The sequence below is a fragment of the Antrihabitans spumae genome (assembly GCF_043944905.1).
In the GTDB taxonomy this organism is placed as follows: domain Bacteria; phylum Actinomycetota; class Actinomycetes; order Mycobacteriales; family Mycobacteriaceae; genus Antrihabitans; species Antrihabitans spumae.
In genome coordinates this window covers 1-15,302 of record NZ_JBIMSN010000038.1, presented here as the reverse complement: position 1 = coordinate 15,302, position 15,302 = coordinate 1, and the positions used below count along the sequence as shown (strand labels likewise).

The following is a 15,302-nucleotide window of genomic DNA, read 5'->3' as shown; positions in this document are numbered from 1 at the left end:
ATTTTTATTATAGCGATTCCCGCCGACCGGAAGGTTCATCGTGTCCATCACCGCAGACCGCGCCAAGCAGCGCTCACCTCGTCAGAGATCGTGGACTCGTCGCCTCAACGAGGTCGCCGCCGGATCGATCGGATTGATCGGAGTCACCCACATCCTCGTCATCCACGTCTTCGACGGCCCGAAACCCGCAGACGAACAGCACATCGCCGAGCTATCCGCAGTCGCGACGACGTCGCTTGCCGAAGGTTTCGGGCGCGAGCTCAGCGTCCTCGGCCTCAATACCGGCTACAGCGTCGGAACAGGCGTCTTTGCAATGACATTCGCGATCCTCGTTGTCCTCGCTGGGCGAGCCGCACCCGCCATCGTCGGACGGACGCTCTTCACGCTCACCTGCTTCGCAACTGCAGCGGCCTTCCTGGTCATATCGATCCTCTACTTCCCGGAACCTGTGACGGTGCTCGCCGCACTCGGCACCGTGTTGTTCGCCGCGGTGCTTGCGCTGGACGAAAACCGTTCAGCCGGAGAGCCTGCCGTAGAGAGCCGATAGTTCGCGGACCGCTGCGGCGACTTCCTTCTCCTCCTCGGAAACCGCTCGCAGTGCGCGCCGCAATATCGTCGGGTCGAGATCGTCCATCGCTGGCCGATGCGGAACAGTCGGCAACGCGGGCAACACGGTCCGATCGCCGTAGAGATCGTCGTCGTCGACCTCGGTATCCGCCTCGACGCCACTGATCAGCGAATCCACGTCCACGCCACGCAAAGTCAAGATATCCAGCGGTCGCTCATCGACGCGCTCGGCCATCAGGTAGGCGACCGCAGCCACATGTTTGCACGGCCAACCCCCATCGGGGCACGTGCAGTCGAAGTCCAGGTCGCTCGCACTCGACGGAAGCAGCAGTGGACCCAAATCCTTTGGAACCGAACCTGACACGATCTCGGCGAGCATTCCCGGCGAGCGACGAACAACGTCGACGATCTCGGCGACCTGGGCCGAGTCCAACGTGCGGACCGAAAATACGGACGTGAACGGTTCGGGCTGACTGCCTTGCACCTCCGCTGTGACCGATCCGGCACCAACGTCGAACGAGACAACCTGCCCCGAGCGCGCATACGTCCGTCCGCGCGCAAGCCGACCGCTGTCTGCCAGCGCCTCCACCGAGTCGATCAGCGCACGACCCCACCACGTGCTGCCGAAGGCACCTCGACGATTACGCGCTTCGATGCCGCCGACGACGCGTTTGCGCGGACCGAACTGACTGAAGTCGGTGACGCGATCTCGTGGTGGACTCATTCGCCGACCGCATCGTCGCCGAGTCGCAACAACATTCGCAGCTCGTCGGTTCCCAGTTCGGTGATCCAGTTCTCTCCGCTGCCGACGGCGATGTCGGCGAGTTCCTTCTTACTTGTGAGCATCTCGTCGATACGCTCCTCGACCGTTCCGATGCACACCAGCTTGCGGACCTGCACGTCCCGACGCTGACCGATCCGGAACGCACGGTCGGTCGCTTGGTTCTCGACCGCCGGGTTCCACCACCGGTCCAGATGCACAACGTGATTCGCGGCCGTGAGGTTCAGTCCGGTACCACCGGCCTTGAGCGACAACAGCATCAGCGGCGGACCCCCGTCTTCTTGGAATTCGGTCACCATCGCGTCGCGTCGCAGCTTGGACACACCGCCGTGCAGGAACGGTACGTCCACCCCGAACCGCTCGCGGAAGTACGGTGCGACGAGTTCCCCGAATTCTCGAAACTGGGTGAACAGCAACGCTTTCTCGTCGTCGGCGAGCACCGAATCGAGAATGTCCTCCACCAGACCCAGCTTCCCGGAACGGTGTTGCCCGCGCCGCAATACCGCGGACCCGTCGCCGAGCAGGTGGGCGGGATGGTTGCAGACCTGCTTCAGGCGAGTGAGCGCAGCAAGGACAGCACCCTTGCGGCTCATGCCTTCCGATTTGTCGATCTGGCGCAGCATGTCGTCGACAACCGCTTGATACAGCGTCGCCTGCTCGGCGGTGAGGTTGGCCCGCACCGTCATTTCGAACTTCTCCGGCAGATCGGTGATAACGGTCGGATCCGTTTTGACGCGACGCAGGACGAACGGAGCCGTAATCGTCCGAAGCCGGGCGGCAGCCGCCTGGTCGTGTTCACGTTCGATCGGGACGGCAAACCGGGCCCGAAACCCCTGCGGCGTGCCGAGCATCCTGGTATTCGCGAAATCGAGTATCGACCGTAGTTCTTCGAGCCGGTTCTCGACGGGAGTTCCGGTGAGCGCCAACTTGTGCCGGGCAGGTACGGCACGGGCGGCCCTGGATTGGGCGGTCGCAGAGTTCTTGATGTGCTGCGCCTCGTCGAGAACGATTCGATCCCAGGCCATCTCGCGAAACTGCTCGTTATCCTTCGCGAGCAACGCATACGTGGTGACCACCAGGTCGGCAGCGGCAGCCGCTTCGACGAGTGCGGGTCCAGACAACCTGCCCGGACCGTGGTGAACGAGCACACGCAGGTCGGGCACAAAGCGCTCCGCCTCACGTTGCCAGTTGCCGACCACCGACATCGGACAGACGAGAAGGGTCGGATTCTCGGCCCTCTCGTGCGCAAGCAACGCAAGCACCTGCACTGTTTTACCGAGGCCCATATCGTCGGCGAGCACGGCACCCAAGCCGAGGTCGCTCATGAACGCAAGCCAGTCGAGTCCTCTGCGCTGATACGGTCGCAGCGTCGCATTCAGACCGGCAGGTACAGCGACCTCGGCCGGCTTACGTTCCGAATCCAGCAGTGCGCCAACCCAACCCCGTGTCGTGATCTCCTCGACCGGTACCGGCGGCGACTCACCGCCGAGTACGCCGATCAGGTCACCGAGGGTCGCATCCGTCGCCGTGTGTGCGGCAACGTATCGAGCAGCGCGCGCCAACGCGGCGTGATCGGCCTGCACCCAGTGTCCGCGCAGGCGAACAAGATCGCCCTTCGACTTCGCGAGCCGAGCCATTTCCTTCGGCGAAAGGACGATGTCGCCGAGCGCCAATTCCCAGTTGTAGGAGACGAGCTCCTTCATCCCCACTGTGCTCTTGTTCGCAGCCACCGCCGCTGGCGCACTGACCTTGAGCCGCAGCGTCGGCGAGGCGATGCTCCAGGCCCGAGGCAGTAAAAGATTTATCCCGTTGGCACGCAACACCTCCGCGCCGTGTGCGACGAGATCGGTGACAACCTCGGTCGGCAACAGCAGGTCGAGGCTGCGTGAATCCGTCGGCACGTCGCGCAGTCGCGGGTACGCCGACATCGCGTCACCCAACTTCCGAACCGCGATCCGCAGCTGTGCGGGATCGGCTCGACCGAGTGGAACAGGCTGCGGGGCTTCCCCTTCCGGCCGCAGACAGACCTCGAGTCGCCACAGTGCGTCGGAAGGGTCGCCGCCGTGGTCGTCGTCGTCGATATCCTCGTCGTCTGGTTCGAGCAGGCGTAACACCAACTCTGGCTCGTCGACGGTGAGCGTTTCGCGCCACTCTTCGAGCAGGTTCGCAACGCGGTGCGTCCCCTCGTCGAGTGCTCTGCCGTCGATGAGCGACCGCAACATGGGCGAGGTCGCCGGACTGGTGTCGGGACCGAGGACGATCCGCACGATCGGGTCCGCAAGTTCGGCGAGCAGGTCGGCAAGCACCTTCGGGGCAGGCCCCTGGGTCCGCTGAGCAGGCGGCATCGCAGCGGCAAGTTCGGCCAACCAGGCCCGCTGCTTCTCGCCGCCGACGAGCCGCCAGCGGGTCCACCACTCCCCCTCGGCGCGGAACACCTCGGGAACGACGCGACCGGCGCGGACCCAGCGCTCGATGCCGCGCGCGACATGCCGCAGGTAGACGAGATCGCCGGAAAGGCCCGCGGTCGACGTCGTCCCGAGCAGTAGGTCGGCGGCGGTTTGCGGGGCGCAGGCAATCGCGGGAACCTCGTCGACGACCACGCCGGTTGCATCAAGTCGGGGCACCTCGACCCGACGTCGAAATTTGGCGTTGTGGATCAGTTCCCCGAGCGGTCCACCGGGCGGGTCGTCGCCCATATCGTCGCGCCACAGGAGCAGCCCCGAACCCGGGGACCACAGACCGTGCAGCATCGAAGCAATCATAGGCGGCTCCGCCGCTCGTGCGTCTTTTCGGCGGGCCCGACCACCAAAAGGACTCACGAGGCGCGTAGCGCCTTCGCTCTGTCGGTGGGTACGTGCACACTGGTCGCTCTGTACTAACTTGTGCAACCGGACAGCCGAAAGCGAACACGGGGGGACATGACACGTCGACGGCTGCGCATCGCCGTCTGGTGCGCCGCGCTGCTCGCCTTCGCGGGCTGCACCGTGCTTGCACAACGCACCGAGGCACCCGCACCCGGAAGTCCTGATCGCGCGCAGATCGAGCAGTTGCTCGCGGCTGTCACGGTCGTACCCTCCCGCCCCAACGCAGCCGACTACCAGCGCGGCTGCAAGGTCGGCGAAGGTTGCGTCTTCGGTCCGTCCTGGTCCGACGACACCGACGCGCCAGGCGGCCACGACGGTTGCGATACCCGCAACGACGTTCTCGGCGAACAGCTCACCGATGTCGTATTCCGGCAGGGCACGCGCAACTGCGTCGTACTGTCGGGCCAACTCGCCGACCCCTACTCCGGCAAGACCGTGCCGTTCAGCAAAGCCAATGCCGGCGACATCCAGATCGATCACGTCTACCCACTCGCTGCCGCGTGGGATTTCGGCGCTTCCACGTGGCCACTGGAACGACGGATGGAGTTCGCCAACGACACTCGGTACAACCTGCTCGCCGTGACCGGGTCGATCAATCAGGGCAAAAGTGATGACACACCGCAGGATTGGCTGCCTCCCGACGGGGCGTATCACTGCTTCTACGCAGGGAAGTACCTCACGGTCGCAGTGCAGTATCGGCTACCGATCAGCGAGGCAGACAAATCAGCGCTGACCCGCGTCGCCAAGGGCTGCGACTGAGCTAGCGTGAGAGCCGTGGACCATGCGCGCACCATCTCGAAAGACACGACGTTGTGCATATCGCTCGCCGCCAGGCCGAGCAACATCGGAACTCGGTTTCACAACTACCTGTACAACGAGCTCGGGATCGACTTCATCTACAAAGCCTTCACAACTCCCGATCTCGCGGCGGCAATCGCCGGGATCCGAGGCCTCGGCATTCGCGGCGCTTCGGTGTCGATGCCGTACAAAGAGGACTGCATTCGCTACATCGACGTCATGCACGATTCGGCCGCAGCAATCGATTCGGTCAACACGATAGTCAACGACGACGGCACCTTGCATGCGTACAACACCGACTATCAGGCGGTCGTGAATCTGTTGCACGACAACGACGTACCCGCCGACTACTCGTTCGCGGTCGCGGGCAGCGGTGGCATGGCGAAGGCATGTGTCGCAGCCCTGTGCGAGGCGGGCCGCATCGACGGCATCGTGATCGCTCGCAACGAAACTGCCGGTACCGCACTAGCTGGGAAGTACGGTCTGCGCTGGCAGTCCGAACTCGCCGAGCAGCGACCCCAGCTGCTTCTCAACGCGACACCCGTCGGCATGGACGGCGGACCCGAAGCGTCTGCGCTCCCCTTCCCCGAAGACGCTGTGAGTGCTGCCGAAGTCATCTTCGACGTCGTCGCAAAACCACCGGAGACGCCGTTCGTCCTGAGTGGCAGGGCACTTGGCAAGACCGTGATCACCGGAGCTGAAGTGATCGCCCTACAGGCCGCCGAACAGTTCGAGATCTACACCGGTGTGCGACCGAGCGCCGACCTCATCCGGGCAGCATCCGAATACTCCCGATCCTGACAGCATCTTCCTCAAAACCTAAGCATCAGTGGCGACTTCACGACTCGGGTCGTTCGACCACTGCGACCACGAACCCGCGTAGAGCGCGGCGTCCACCCCGATCACGGCAAGCGCCGCAATCTCGTGGGCGGCCGTCACACCCGAACCGCAGTAGACGGCTACCGGACCATCGAGCGCGCCGAATCGGTCGCGCAATACGTCGACCTTCGCAAAACGACCTGAGCTGTCGAGGTTTCCGGCGGTCGGCATGCTCACCGCACCCGGTATGTGTCCGGCTCGCGGATCGATGGGTTCCTGTTCGCCGCGAAAGCGTTCGCCCGCACGGGCGTCCAGCAACACCCCCGTCCACTGCGCCGCAGCGTCGATATCGATGACGGGCATTGCGCCACCTGACAATTCGACGTCACCCTCTGCTGGCGGCGGTTGTGTGCCGGACTGTAGCGGATGGCCCGTTGCTACCCAGGCAGGAAAGCCGCCGTCCAGAATCCGAACGTCGGTCAGCCCACCCCACCGCAACAGCCACCACGCACGCGCGGCAGCCATGCCACCGGTCGAGTCGTAGACGACCACCGAGGCGCCCTGCCGAATTCCCCAGCGCCGCGCACTGACCTGTAGATCGGCCGACGACGGCAACGGATGCCGACCTGCCTCCGGCGAGGGCGGGTCCGCCAATTCCATTTCCAGGTCGACGAATACGGCGCCTGGAATGTGCGCGTCGAGATAGTGCGCGTGACCGTCCGGGTCGCCGAGCGCCCAGCGGACGTCGAGCAGGACCGGACCGTTGCCGCCGGCGACAGCATCTGCCAATTCGTCAACCGATATCAAAACAGCCGTCATGCAAGACCCAATTCCGCTCGAAGTAGTTGCGCCATCGGCGAACCGAACGCGACGAACGTAACCCTATGGACCTTCGTCCCAGCAGCACGCACCGCCGTCACCGCCTGATGGACCGCATCACCGTGCGGCCAGCCGTACACGCCTGCCGAGATCAACGGAAAGGCAACGGTCCGCGCACCGACCTCGTCGGCAACCTCCAGGCTCCGCGTGTAGGCCGAACGCAAGATCGCCGACCTGTCCTCGCTCGCCGAGTACACCGGGCCGACAGTGTGAATCACCCAGCGCGCCGACAACCGTCCCGCCGTCGTCGCAACGGCGTCACCAGCAGGCAATCCGTTCGGCAGCACGCTCGCCCGAAGCTGCCTGCATTCGGCCAGTATTTCAGGCCCGCCCGCGCGGTGGATCGCACCGTCGACACCGCCGCCCCCGAGCAGCGCGGAGTTCGCGGCATTCACGATCGCATCGACTGTTTGTGTCGTGATGTCGCCCTGAATTACCTCGATCTCGGTCATAAAACCATCATGCCGCTATCGTCGTCATCGATGACATCGAACTTGCGCGCCGACGCCTACCCGGTGCTGTGGCCTGTCCCGACGCGCTGGTCGGACAACGATCACTACGGTCACGTCAACAACGTGACGTACTACTCGTACTTCGACACCGCCGTAAATGCGTGGCTGATCGAGTCGACAGGGACCGACATCCGGAACCTGTCTGCCATCGGCGTCGTCGCCGAGACGTCGTGCAAATACGTCAGCGAACTGTCGTTTCCGGACAAACTGCAGGTCGGGCTATCGATCGAACGACTGGGCAACCGCAGCATCGTCTACGCGCTAGCGATCTTCCGAGACAGCAGCGCCGGCCTCGAACTCGCCGCGACCGGACGTTTCGTCCACGTCTACGTCGACGCCGTGACTCGGATACCCGTGCCGATTCCGGAGCCGATCCGCACCGCCGCGCTTACGATCGTTCGCCAGTAAGGCGCGGCAATACTCTTAAAGTCCGACTTCGTCGGCCGTGGCGATTGCACGCGCGATGATGTCGTCGACCATCTTCGTCGACACGTCCATCACGCCACGATTTCTCGGGTCGTTCAACAGCCTGCGCAAGATGCCCTCGGCAATGATCGACACCTTCCACAGCGCAAGCGTGTGCCAGAAACCGAGCGCCGACGGGTCCCTGCCGGTCTGGGCGAAGTAGGCGTCCGCGAGTTCGGCGCGGGTGGGAAAGCCGTCGAGAGTCGACGACATAAATGGTCCGACGTAGCCTTCGCCCGCCTGCGGCCAGTACGCGAGCAGCGCGCCGAGGTCGGCGAGCGGATCACCGAGTGTGCACAGTTCCCAGTCCACAACGGCTGTGACCCGACCATCGACGATCGAGGTGATCACGTTGCTCAGGTGGAAGTCGCCGTGGACCAACGTGAGTTCGCGCTGTTCGGGTACGGCGGCGCGGAGGCGCTCGGCAAGTCCTTCGACACCGGCGTGCTCGCGGGTCTTCGACTTGTCCCACTGTCCGCTCCAGCGTTTGAGCTGACGCTCGGCGTAGGGCTTGTGGCTGGCGAGGTCCACCAGCCGGGTGGCATCCAGATCGACTGCGTGGATGCTCGCGAGAGTGTCCGTCAGCGACGCGCCGATCTGTGCGCGACGTTTGACGGTGAGCTGTTCGGCGACCGCGACGTCGTCGACGACCGTGCCGTCGACGAAGCTCATCAGCATCATCGGCGCGTCGGTCACCGCAGGATCTTCGGTGAGTCCGAGAACCTTCGGCACCGGCACTCCGGTGTCCTGCAGAGCTGTAAGGATCCGGTGTTCCCGCACCACGTCGTGTGCGGAGGCGAGCAGCGTGCCGAGCGGTGGTCGACGTAACACCCAGCTCGCACCTGCCGCATCGGTGACCAGATAGGTGAGGTTGGACTGGCCGTTGCCGATCCGTCGGAAACTCAACGGCGCCTTGGCATTCAGCCCGAGCGCCGTGGTGATCCAGCCCGTGACGGCGGCTTCGTCGATACCGACCGCGGTGCTCATACGCCGTCCGCCGCGAGCAGTGCCTCCTGGTAGCGGCGCATGCCGAGAATCCAGCGGTCGTAGTCGGAACCCTTGTGGCGGTAGAACTCCAGCACCTGTGGATGCGGCAGTATCAAGAACCGCCCGTCGGCGACGGCGTCGACGACGATATCGGCGACGTCTGCTGGATCGAGCACTTCACCCGCGGTCCGCACTGCCCGGGCTGCAAGTTCGGCGGAGGGGTCACCTGCCGAGAAGCCGGTATCCAGAAGCGCCGTCTGCACTCCCATCGGGCACAGGCAGCTGACGCCGATTCCCTTGCCGCCGTAGGTAACCGACAGCCATTCCGCAAAAGCGACCGCACCGTGTTTGGACACCGAATACGGCGCCGAGCCGAGCTGGGTCAACAGCCCGGCTGCCGATGCTGTCGTCACGAAATATCCGCTGCCACGCTCGACCCAACCCGGAACTAGCAATTTAGCGGCCCGAACATGGGCCATGACGTTGATTTGGAGCGCCGCGTTCCACTGCTCCTCCGTGCTGTCCAGACCCAGACCACCGGCGATGCCCGCGTTCGCGAAAAAGAGGTCGACCGGGCCGAACTCGGCTTCGGTGCGTGCGATGAGGTCGCGCAAGGTGGCCTCGTCGGCCGCGTCACCGGCCGAGAAAATCACGCTGTCGGGATGATCGACGGCGATCTCGGTCGCAACACGCTCCGCAGCCGCACCGTCGAGGTCGGTGACGACCACTCGCGCGCCACCCGCAGCGAGGCGCCTTGCCAACGCGGCCCCGATCCCTGCGCCGCTTCCCGTGACTATCGCAACTTTGCCGGAGATGTCCACGTGCCGAATAGTAGGCGGCTCCGCCGCTCGTGCGTCCTTTCGGTGGGCCCAACCACCAAAAGGACTCACGACCCGCTTGCAGCTGTAACTACCGAACCAGCAATGCGGGACCGCCCCGGGTGATAGGAAAATCCCATGTACATCGCGGCCGTTGTGTGTTCCGTCGTCCTCGCGCTCGCCGCGGTGGGTTCCGGACTACCGAAAGTTCAGCTTCGTGGTCAGGTGTGGTCGCGATTGCGCGGTCGTGGATTCAGCGCGCGGACCGTACGTATCGTCGGCGTCGTCGAACTTGTCATCGCAGTTCTTCTCGTTGCCGGTCTCCTCTTTCTGCCCGTCACGATCTTTGCCTGCGTCGCCTTCGGTGTAGTTCTGATCTGGGCGGTCGGACAGCACGTCACCTACGGCGACTACGGCAATCCCGACAGCCAGAAGGAAGCGTTCATCCCGCTCGGAGCGCTGGGATTCACGGTCCTGACGCTGGTAATCGTGATCGCGGCAAGCGGCGGTTAGTTCCCGGCGCTAGCTCTAACGTCGCTGTTCGGCAAGACGTTCGAGCAAAGGTGCCAGTCTCGTGCTGACGAGCTCCCTCATCACCAGCGCCATATTCGTTCGTTCGACGCCCGGTATCCGCAGAATTCGTCCCGCGACGAGGTAAAGGTCGTCGGCGTCGATTCCGACGACCTTCACCGAGAGGTCGGTCAGTCCCGATATGCCATACACCTCGATGACTTCGGGTATTTCGGCGAGCGCGACGACCACCGAATCCAGCTGATGCTGATCGACAACTGTCGCAACGAGCGCGGTCAACGGATAGCCGAGCGCACGTGGATCGACCCGTCGATCCACCGAGCCGAGCGCCCCGCTTTCCTCCCATTTCGCGATCCGCGCCTGGACGGTATTGCGGGAAAGCCCGAGCCGCTGAGCGAGTTCGACACCGGTCGCTCTCGGGTTGCGTCCAAGGGCAAGAAGCAGCTTCGCGTCTGTCGCATCCAAAGTTGACATATGACGCAGTATGACACGCAGTTGTTACCTGCGACTGTGCATTCTGCTCAGTTCTGCGAACTCCACTTGCGCATTGCGCATTATCGTGGATCCTGTGAAGTAGGACACACCACAGTCCGCGACATACCGCTAGCGACCCGCTGGACCCACAAAGTCCGCCGAGCCTGTCAGGAGGTGCACGATGGCCGACAAACCCGCCTACCCGGTGCAATTGGTGCAACCGGACGGCAGAAGAGTGCTCGACCGCGAATACGCACCACTCGTATCCGACATCGGCGGTGAAGAACTCCGCGACCTCTACACCGACCTCGTGGTCGTCCGCCGAATCGACAGCGAAGCCACCGCGCTGCAACGCCAGGGCGAACTGGGACTCTGGGCACCGATGCTCGGTCAGGAAGCCGCACAGGTCGGTTCGGCGCGAGCACTGCACCCCGACGACTACGTCTTCACCAGCTATCGCGAACACGCGGTCGCCTACTGCCGTGGCGTGGATCCGGCGGTCCTCACCCGGATGTGGCGTGGCGTCGCACATTCCGGCTGGGATCCGGACTCGGTGAACATGACCAACCCGGCGATCATCGTCGGCGCGCAGGGTCTGCACGCGACTGGCTACGCATTTGCCGCGCACCTCGAAGGTGCGGAAATCGCGACGATCGCCTACTTCGGTGACGGCGCGAGCAGCCAGGGCGACATCTCCGAGGCGCTCATCTTCGCCAGCAGCTGGAGTGCTCCGGTCGTCTTCTTCTGCCAGAACAACGGCTGGGCGATAAGCGAGCCGGTCCGTCTGCAGAGCGCGACACCGATTGCGCAGCGCGCCTTGGGTTTCGGAATCCCTGGCATTCAGGTCGACGGCAACGACGTTCTCGCGGTCCTTGCCGTGACAAGGCAGGCGATCAAACGGGCCCGCGAAGGCGGTGGCCCGACGTTCGTCGAAGCAATCACCTACCGCATGGGTCCGCACACGACGTCCGACGACCCCAACCGCTATCGCTCGCGTGCCGAGACCGAGGAGTGGAAGGCGCGCGACCCGATCGACCGCGTGCGACGACTGCTCGAGCGCGAAGGCCTGATCGACGACGCGTTTCTCGCGCGGGTACAGAACGTGGCCGACTCGGTGGCCGCACGACTGCGCTCGGCAACGATCGACATGCCCGACCCCAAGCCGGAACAGCTTTTCGACAACGTCTACGCGACGCAGACACCACTGCTCGCCGACCAAAGTCGCGACTACGCAGCATATTTGGACAGTCTGGAGGAGGTTCGATCATGATCACCCTTGCCGGAGCACTCAACGCGGGGCTCCGCCGAGCGCTCGAGAACGACCCGAAGGTCGTGCTTATGGGCGAAGATATCGGCAAACTCGGCGGCGTCTTTCGCGTGACCGACACCCTGCAGAAGGACTTCGGTGACAAACGAGTCATCGACACCCCGCTCGCCGAATCCGGCATCATCGGAACGGCTTTCGGCACGGCGCTGCGCGGATTCCGCCCCGTCTGCGAGATTCAATTCGACGGGTTCGTCTACCCAGCCTTCGATCAGATCGTCTCTCAGGTTGCCAAGATCCGATACCGCACCGGCGGAAACGCCAAGGCGCCGCTGACGATTCGTATTCCGTTCGGTGGTGGCATCGGCGCGGTCGAGCACCATTCGGAATCTCCCGAGGCCTACTTCGCGCATACAGCAGGTCTGCGCGTGGTGGCTCCAAGCAATCCTGCCGACGCGTACACGATGATTCAGCAGGCGATCGCGCTCGACGATCCCGTGATCTTCTTCGAGCCGAAGCGACGCTACTGGGACAAGGCCGAGGTCGATCTCGACGCAGCACCGACCCTGTCGCTCGACTCCGCACGGGTCGTCGTGCCAGGAACGGACGCGACGATCGTCACCTACGGCGGCACCGTCACGACCGCCGTCGCCGCCGCGAAAATTGCAGCGGAAGAGGGACATTCGCTCGAGGTTATCGATCTTCGATCGATCTCGCCGATCGACTTCGACACCATCGAAGCCTCGGTCCGCAAGACCGGCCGATTGGTGATCGCACACGAGTCACAGGTATTCCTCGGGATCGGAGCCGAGATCGCCGCACGAATCTCCGAGCGCTGCTTCTACCAGCTAGAGGCACCGGTCCTACGGGTCGGCGGCTTCGACATCCCCTATCCCCCAGCCAAACTCGAATCGCATCACCTGCCGAGCCCCGACCGCATCCTGTACGCGGTCGACAAGACGCTGGCCGCCTGATGCCGCAGCTCGAATTCCGCATGCCCGATCTCGGCGAGGGTCTGACCGAAGCCGACCTCGTGACGTGGCTGGTCGCCGAGGGCGACCACGTCGAACTCAATCAGACCATCGCCGAGGTCGAGACCGCCAAGGCAATGGTCGAACTGCCGTCGCCGTACGCGGGCATCGTCGCCGAACTTATCGTCGACGCCGGCGATACCGTCCCCGTCGGTGCGCCGATCATTCGCGTTGCGACGGAAGGGTCCGTTCCCGAACCCGCGGATCCTGTTGCGGAAGAGCTGGACCCCGTCGAACCTGCTCTCGTCGAACCCGCTGCCGCAGAACCGAAACGCCAGCCCGTGCTCGTCGGCTACGGTCCCGGCGCCGCCGAGAAGAGTCGCCGTCGCAAGCCGGGGTCGGTGGTGAAGATCCACGACGTCGCCGAACCGGCCATGGCGGTGGATCACGCGCGACCCGACGCCAAGCCGTCTGCCCGCAAACTAGCCCGCGAACTCGGCGTCGACCTCGCCACCGTCACGCCCGCCGGCCACGCCATAACCGTGGACGATGTACGCGGACAGGTCGATTCGACAGCCACCGCACCGACGAACTCCGACCGCGAGACCCGAACCAAGATCGCCGGAGTCCGCAAGTGGACCGCCGAAGCGATGGTGACAAGCTCGCAGACGATTCCGCATGTCACCGAGTTCGTCACCGTCGACGTCACCGCGTCGGTCGAACTGATCGAGCAGCTTCGTACGACGAAGGCGTTCAAGGATCTCAAACTGACGCCACTCGCCTTGGTGGCCAAGACTATTCTCGTTGCGCTGCAGGCGCATCCGAGCCTCAACTCCAGCTGGGACGAAGCGGCACACGAGATCGTCACCAAGAACTACGTCAATCTCGGTATCGCCGTTGCCGGTCCACGCGGCCTACTCGTTCCGAGCATCAAAGAGGCGCAGGCCATGAGTCTGCTCGACCTGACCGGCGAGATCACCGCCCTCGCCACCAAGGCACGCAACGGCGAAGCGACACCCGCCGATCTGCGTGGCGGCACCTTTTCGATCACCAACATCGGGGTCTTCGGTATCGACTCGGGCACGCCGCTGATCAACCCGGGCGAAGCCGCGATCCTGTGCCTCGGCTCGATCCGCAAACGTCCGTGGGTGGTCGACGACGAATTGGCTGTCCGCTCGGTGACGACACTCGGACTGTCGTTCGACCACCGCCTCGTCGACGGTGAACAGGGCTCGAAGTTCCTCGCCGATGTCGCCGCGATGCTGGAGGACCCGCTGACGCTGATCGGTCGCGCCTGAGAAGGTACATTCGGATCGCGTGCCTCCCCAAACGATCGACAAGCCACTCCGCATTGCGCGGGTCAGCGTCTTCGGGATCTTCGGAGTCAACGGTTTCATCCTCGCTCTGTGGGTCGTCCACATTCCGTCGATCCTCGATCGCACCGGAGTGTCGAAAGCGTCCCTCGGCCTGCTTATTCTGCTCGTCGCCGCGGGAGCGATCGTCGGAATGCAACTGGCAGGTCCGCTTGCGGACAGGTTCGGCAGTCGGCCGTTGGTGGCAGGGTCCGGCGCTATCGTTTCGGCGAGTGTGATCGGACCCGGCCTCGCCAACAATGCCGTCGAACTCGGCATCGCGTTGGTGGTACTCGGCTTCGGCAACGGCGCGCTCGACGTGTCGATGAATACGCAAGCGGTGTACGTCGAACGTGCGTACGGCCGTCCGATCATGGCTGCCTTCCACGCCTTGTTCTCGTGTGGCGGTGTTGCCGGTGCCCTGCTCGGCGCCGCCACCTTGGCCGCCGGTTGGGACATTCGAGTGTCGCTACTTGTCGGCGCCGTGATCGGAATCGTTCTGGCCGCGCTGTTTTCGGCCCGACTACTGCCGCACGTGCAACCCGAGCACAAACCTGCGGCGACGGGCGCGCCGAAACAACGCCCGTCGAGCAGGGTCTGGGCACTCGGCGCGATCGCGTTCTGCGTGCTCCTCTGCGAAGGCGTCGCGAACGACTGGAGTGCGCTGCAGGTCAAAGAGGACCTCGGAGCGTCCGATGCAACGGCAGCGCTCGCATTCGGAGCGTTTTCGACATTGATGACGGTCGGGCGGTTCGGCGCGGATCGTGTCGCTGCTGCCATCGGCCCGGTAGCGGTCGTCCGGTACGGCACGTTCGTCGCCGCGCTCGGTATGGGCATGGTGGTGACGTCAGGCTGGATCGGGCTCACCCTGGCTGGCTGGGCGTTGTTCGGACTCGGGCTTGCCGGCGCAGTGCCGCAGATCTTCACCGCCGCAGGCAACCTCAGCAAAGACGGTGCCGGAGTGAACATGTCCAGAGTGTTCGGGATGGGCTACCTGGCGTTTCTTGCCGGTCCCTCGCTCATCGGCTGGCTGACCAAGGTGATTCCGCTGACGACCGCGATGCTGGTGCCGTTCGTCGCGGTGCTTATCGCGGGCGTTTTTGCCGGGGTTGTCAGACCGCATGACGCTCAGGGCCCACTATCGGCAGTTTCGGACGGGAAACGGGCTGTTGCGAAATGAGGGGCGCACTGTCGTTAGCTTTACTAACGTTGCGCGGATA

General features: G+C 64.2%; 16 protein-coding genes. 9 read left to right on the top strand and 7 right to left on the bottom strand.

Annotation, left to right across the window (positions count from 1 at the left end; all coding sequences use genetic code 11):
- The first annotated feature begins 40 nt into the window (after window positions 1-40).
- The gene (locus ACHIRB_RS09480) at window positions 41-547 is read left to right on the top strand and encodes an LIC_13387 family protein (RefSeq protein ID WP_395125450.1); all 507 of its coding nucleotides are present in this window, start codon (window positions 41-43) and stop codon (window positions 545-547) included.
- On the opposite strand, the gene ACHIRB_RS09475 is transcribed toward ACHIRB_RS09480, so the two are convergent.
- Both ACHIRB_RS09475 and ACHIRB_RS09470 read right to left on the bottom strand, forming a co-directional pair.
- Window positions 515-1,291 carry an SWIM zinc finger family protein gene (locus tag ACHIRB_RS09475; RefSeq protein WP_395125449.1) on the bottom strand — a complete coding sequence of 259 codons (777 nt, stop codon included), beginning with the start codon at window positions 1,289-1,291 and terminating at the stop codon, window positions 515-517. The two genes, ACHIRB_RS09480 and ACHIRB_RS09475, sit on opposite strands and share 33 nt — an antisense overlap.
- Window positions 1,288-4,098, bottom strand: coding sequence for a DEAD/DEAH box helicase (locus tag ACHIRB_RS09470; protein ID WP_395125471.1), 2,811 nt, complete (start codon window positions 4,096-4,098; stop codon window positions 1,288-1,290). The genes ACHIRB_RS09475 and ACHIRB_RS09470 overlap by 4 nt, the downstream gene beginning before the upstream one ends.
- 168 nt (window positions 4,099-4,266) lie before the next feature.
- On the opposite strand from ACHIRB_RS09470, the gene ACHIRB_RS09465 reads away from it, so the two are divergent.
- Window positions 4,267-4,971 carry an HNH endonuclease family protein gene (locus ACHIRB_RS09465; RefSeq protein WP_395125448.1) on the top strand — a complete coding sequence of 235 codons (705 nt, stop codon included), beginning with the start codon at window positions 4,267-4,269 and terminating at the stop codon, window positions 4,969-4,971.
- A gap of 15 nt (window positions 4,972-4,986) precedes the next feature.
- The gene (locus tag ACHIRB_RS09460) at window positions 4,987-5,811 is read left to right on the top strand and encodes a shikimate 5-dehydrogenase (protein WP_395125447.1); all 825 of its coding nucleotides are present in this window, start codon (window positions 4,987-4,989) and stop codon (window positions 5,809-5,811) included.
- 18 nt (window positions 5,812-5,829) lie between these two features.
- On the opposite strand, the gene ACHIRB_RS09455 is transcribed toward ACHIRB_RS09460, so the two are convergent.
- Together ACHIRB_RS09455 and ACHIRB_RS09450 are read right to left on the bottom strand one after the other, a co-directional pair.
- Window positions 5,830-6,648: a sulfurtransferase gene (locus ACHIRB_RS09455; protein ID WP_395113466.1), complete on the bottom strand. Its 819-nt coding sequence runs from the start codon at window positions 6,646-6,648 to the stop codon at window positions 5,830-5,832.
- On the bottom strand, window positions 6,645-7,160 hold the full coding sequence (locus tag ACHIRB_RS09450; RefSeq protein ID WP_395113467.1) for an O-acetyl-ADP-ribose deacetylase: 516 nt from the start codon (window positions 7,158-7,160) through the stop codon (window positions 6,645-6,647). Before ACHIRB_RS09450 ends, ACHIRB_RS09455 begins: the two co-directional genes overlap by 4 nt.
- Before the next feature lie 30 nt (window positions 7,161-7,190).
- Between ACHIRB_RS09450 and ACHIRB_RS09445 the strand changes: the two genes are divergently transcribed.
- Window positions 7,191-7,628, top strand: a complete 438-nt coding sequence (locus tag ACHIRB_RS09445) for an acyl-CoA thioesterase (RefSeq protein ID WP_199705978.1) — start codon at window positions 7,191-7,193, stop codon at window positions 7,626-7,628.
- Window positions 7,629-7,643: 15 nt separating this feature from the next.
- On the opposite strand, the gene ACHIRB_RS09440 is transcribed toward ACHIRB_RS09445, so the two are convergent.
- Window positions 7,644-8,672: a phosphotransferase family protein gene (locus tag ACHIRB_RS09440; RefSeq protein WP_395125446.1), complete on the bottom strand. Its 1,029-nt coding sequence runs from the start codon at window positions 8,670-8,672 to the stop codon at window positions 7,644-7,646.
- Window positions 8,669-9,493 carry an SDR family oxidoreductase gene (locus ACHIRB_RS09435; RefSeq protein WP_395125445.1) on the bottom strand — a complete coding sequence of 275 codons (825 nt, stop codon included), beginning with the start codon at window positions 9,491-9,493 and terminating at the stop codon, window positions 8,669-8,671. Before ACHIRB_RS09435 ends, ACHIRB_RS09440 begins: the two co-directional genes overlap by 4 nt.
- 135 nt (window positions 9,494-9,628) lie before the next feature.
- Here ACHIRB_RS09435 and ACHIRB_RS09430 point away from each other — a divergent pair, with 135 nt between their 5' ends.
- A complete protein-coding gene (locus ACHIRB_RS09430) occupies window positions 9,629-10,003 on the top strand; it encodes a DoxX family protein (RefSeq protein ID WP_395113470.1) in 375 nt (124 codons plus the stop codon).
- Between the two features lie 15 nt (window positions 10,004-10,018).
- Here the strand turns inward: ACHIRB_RS09430 and ACHIRB_RS09425 are convergent, their stop codons facing one another.
- On the bottom strand, window positions 10,019-10,495 hold the full coding sequence (locus ACHIRB_RS09425; protein ID WP_199705974.1) for an Lrp/AsnC family transcriptional regulator: 477 nt from the start codon (window positions 10,493-10,495) through the stop codon (window positions 10,019-10,021).
- Window positions 10,496-10,676: 181 nt separating this feature from the next.
- Here ACHIRB_RS09425 and pdhA point away from each other — a divergent pair, with 181 nt between their 5' ends.
- The 4 genes from pdhA to ACHIRB_RS09405 are packed head-to-tail and all read left to right on the top strand — an operon-like array spanning window position 10,677 to window position 15,262.
- Entirely contained in the window at window positions 10,677-11,765 is a 1,089-nt protein-coding gene (pdhA, locus tag ACHIRB_RS09420) for a pyruvate dehydrogenase (acetyl-transferring) E1 component subunit alpha (protein ID WP_395113471.1), read from the top strand.
- Window positions 11,762-12,733: an alpha-ketoacid dehydrogenase subunit beta gene (locus tag ACHIRB_RS09415; protein WP_395125444.1), complete on the top strand. Its 972-nt coding sequence runs from the start codon at window positions 11,762-11,764 to the stop codon at window positions 12,731-12,733. Before pdhA ends, ACHIRB_RS09415 begins: the two co-directional genes overlap by 4 nt.
- Window positions 12,733-14,028 (top strand): dihydrolipoamide acetyltransferase family protein, encoded by a 1,296-nt coding sequence (locus ACHIRB_RS09410; protein ID WP_395125443.1) that lies wholly within the window; start codon window positions 12,733-12,735, stop codon window positions 14,026-14,028. The genes ACHIRB_RS09415 and ACHIRB_RS09410 overlap by 1 nt, the downstream gene beginning before the upstream one ends.
- 34 nt (window positions 14,029-14,062) lie before the next feature.
- A complete protein-coding gene (locus ACHIRB_RS09405) occupies window positions 14,063-15,262 on the top strand; it encodes an MFS transporter (protein ID WP_395125470.1) in 1,200 nt (399 codons plus the stop codon).
- The last annotated feature ends 40 nt before the right edge of the window (window positions 15,263-15,302 follow it).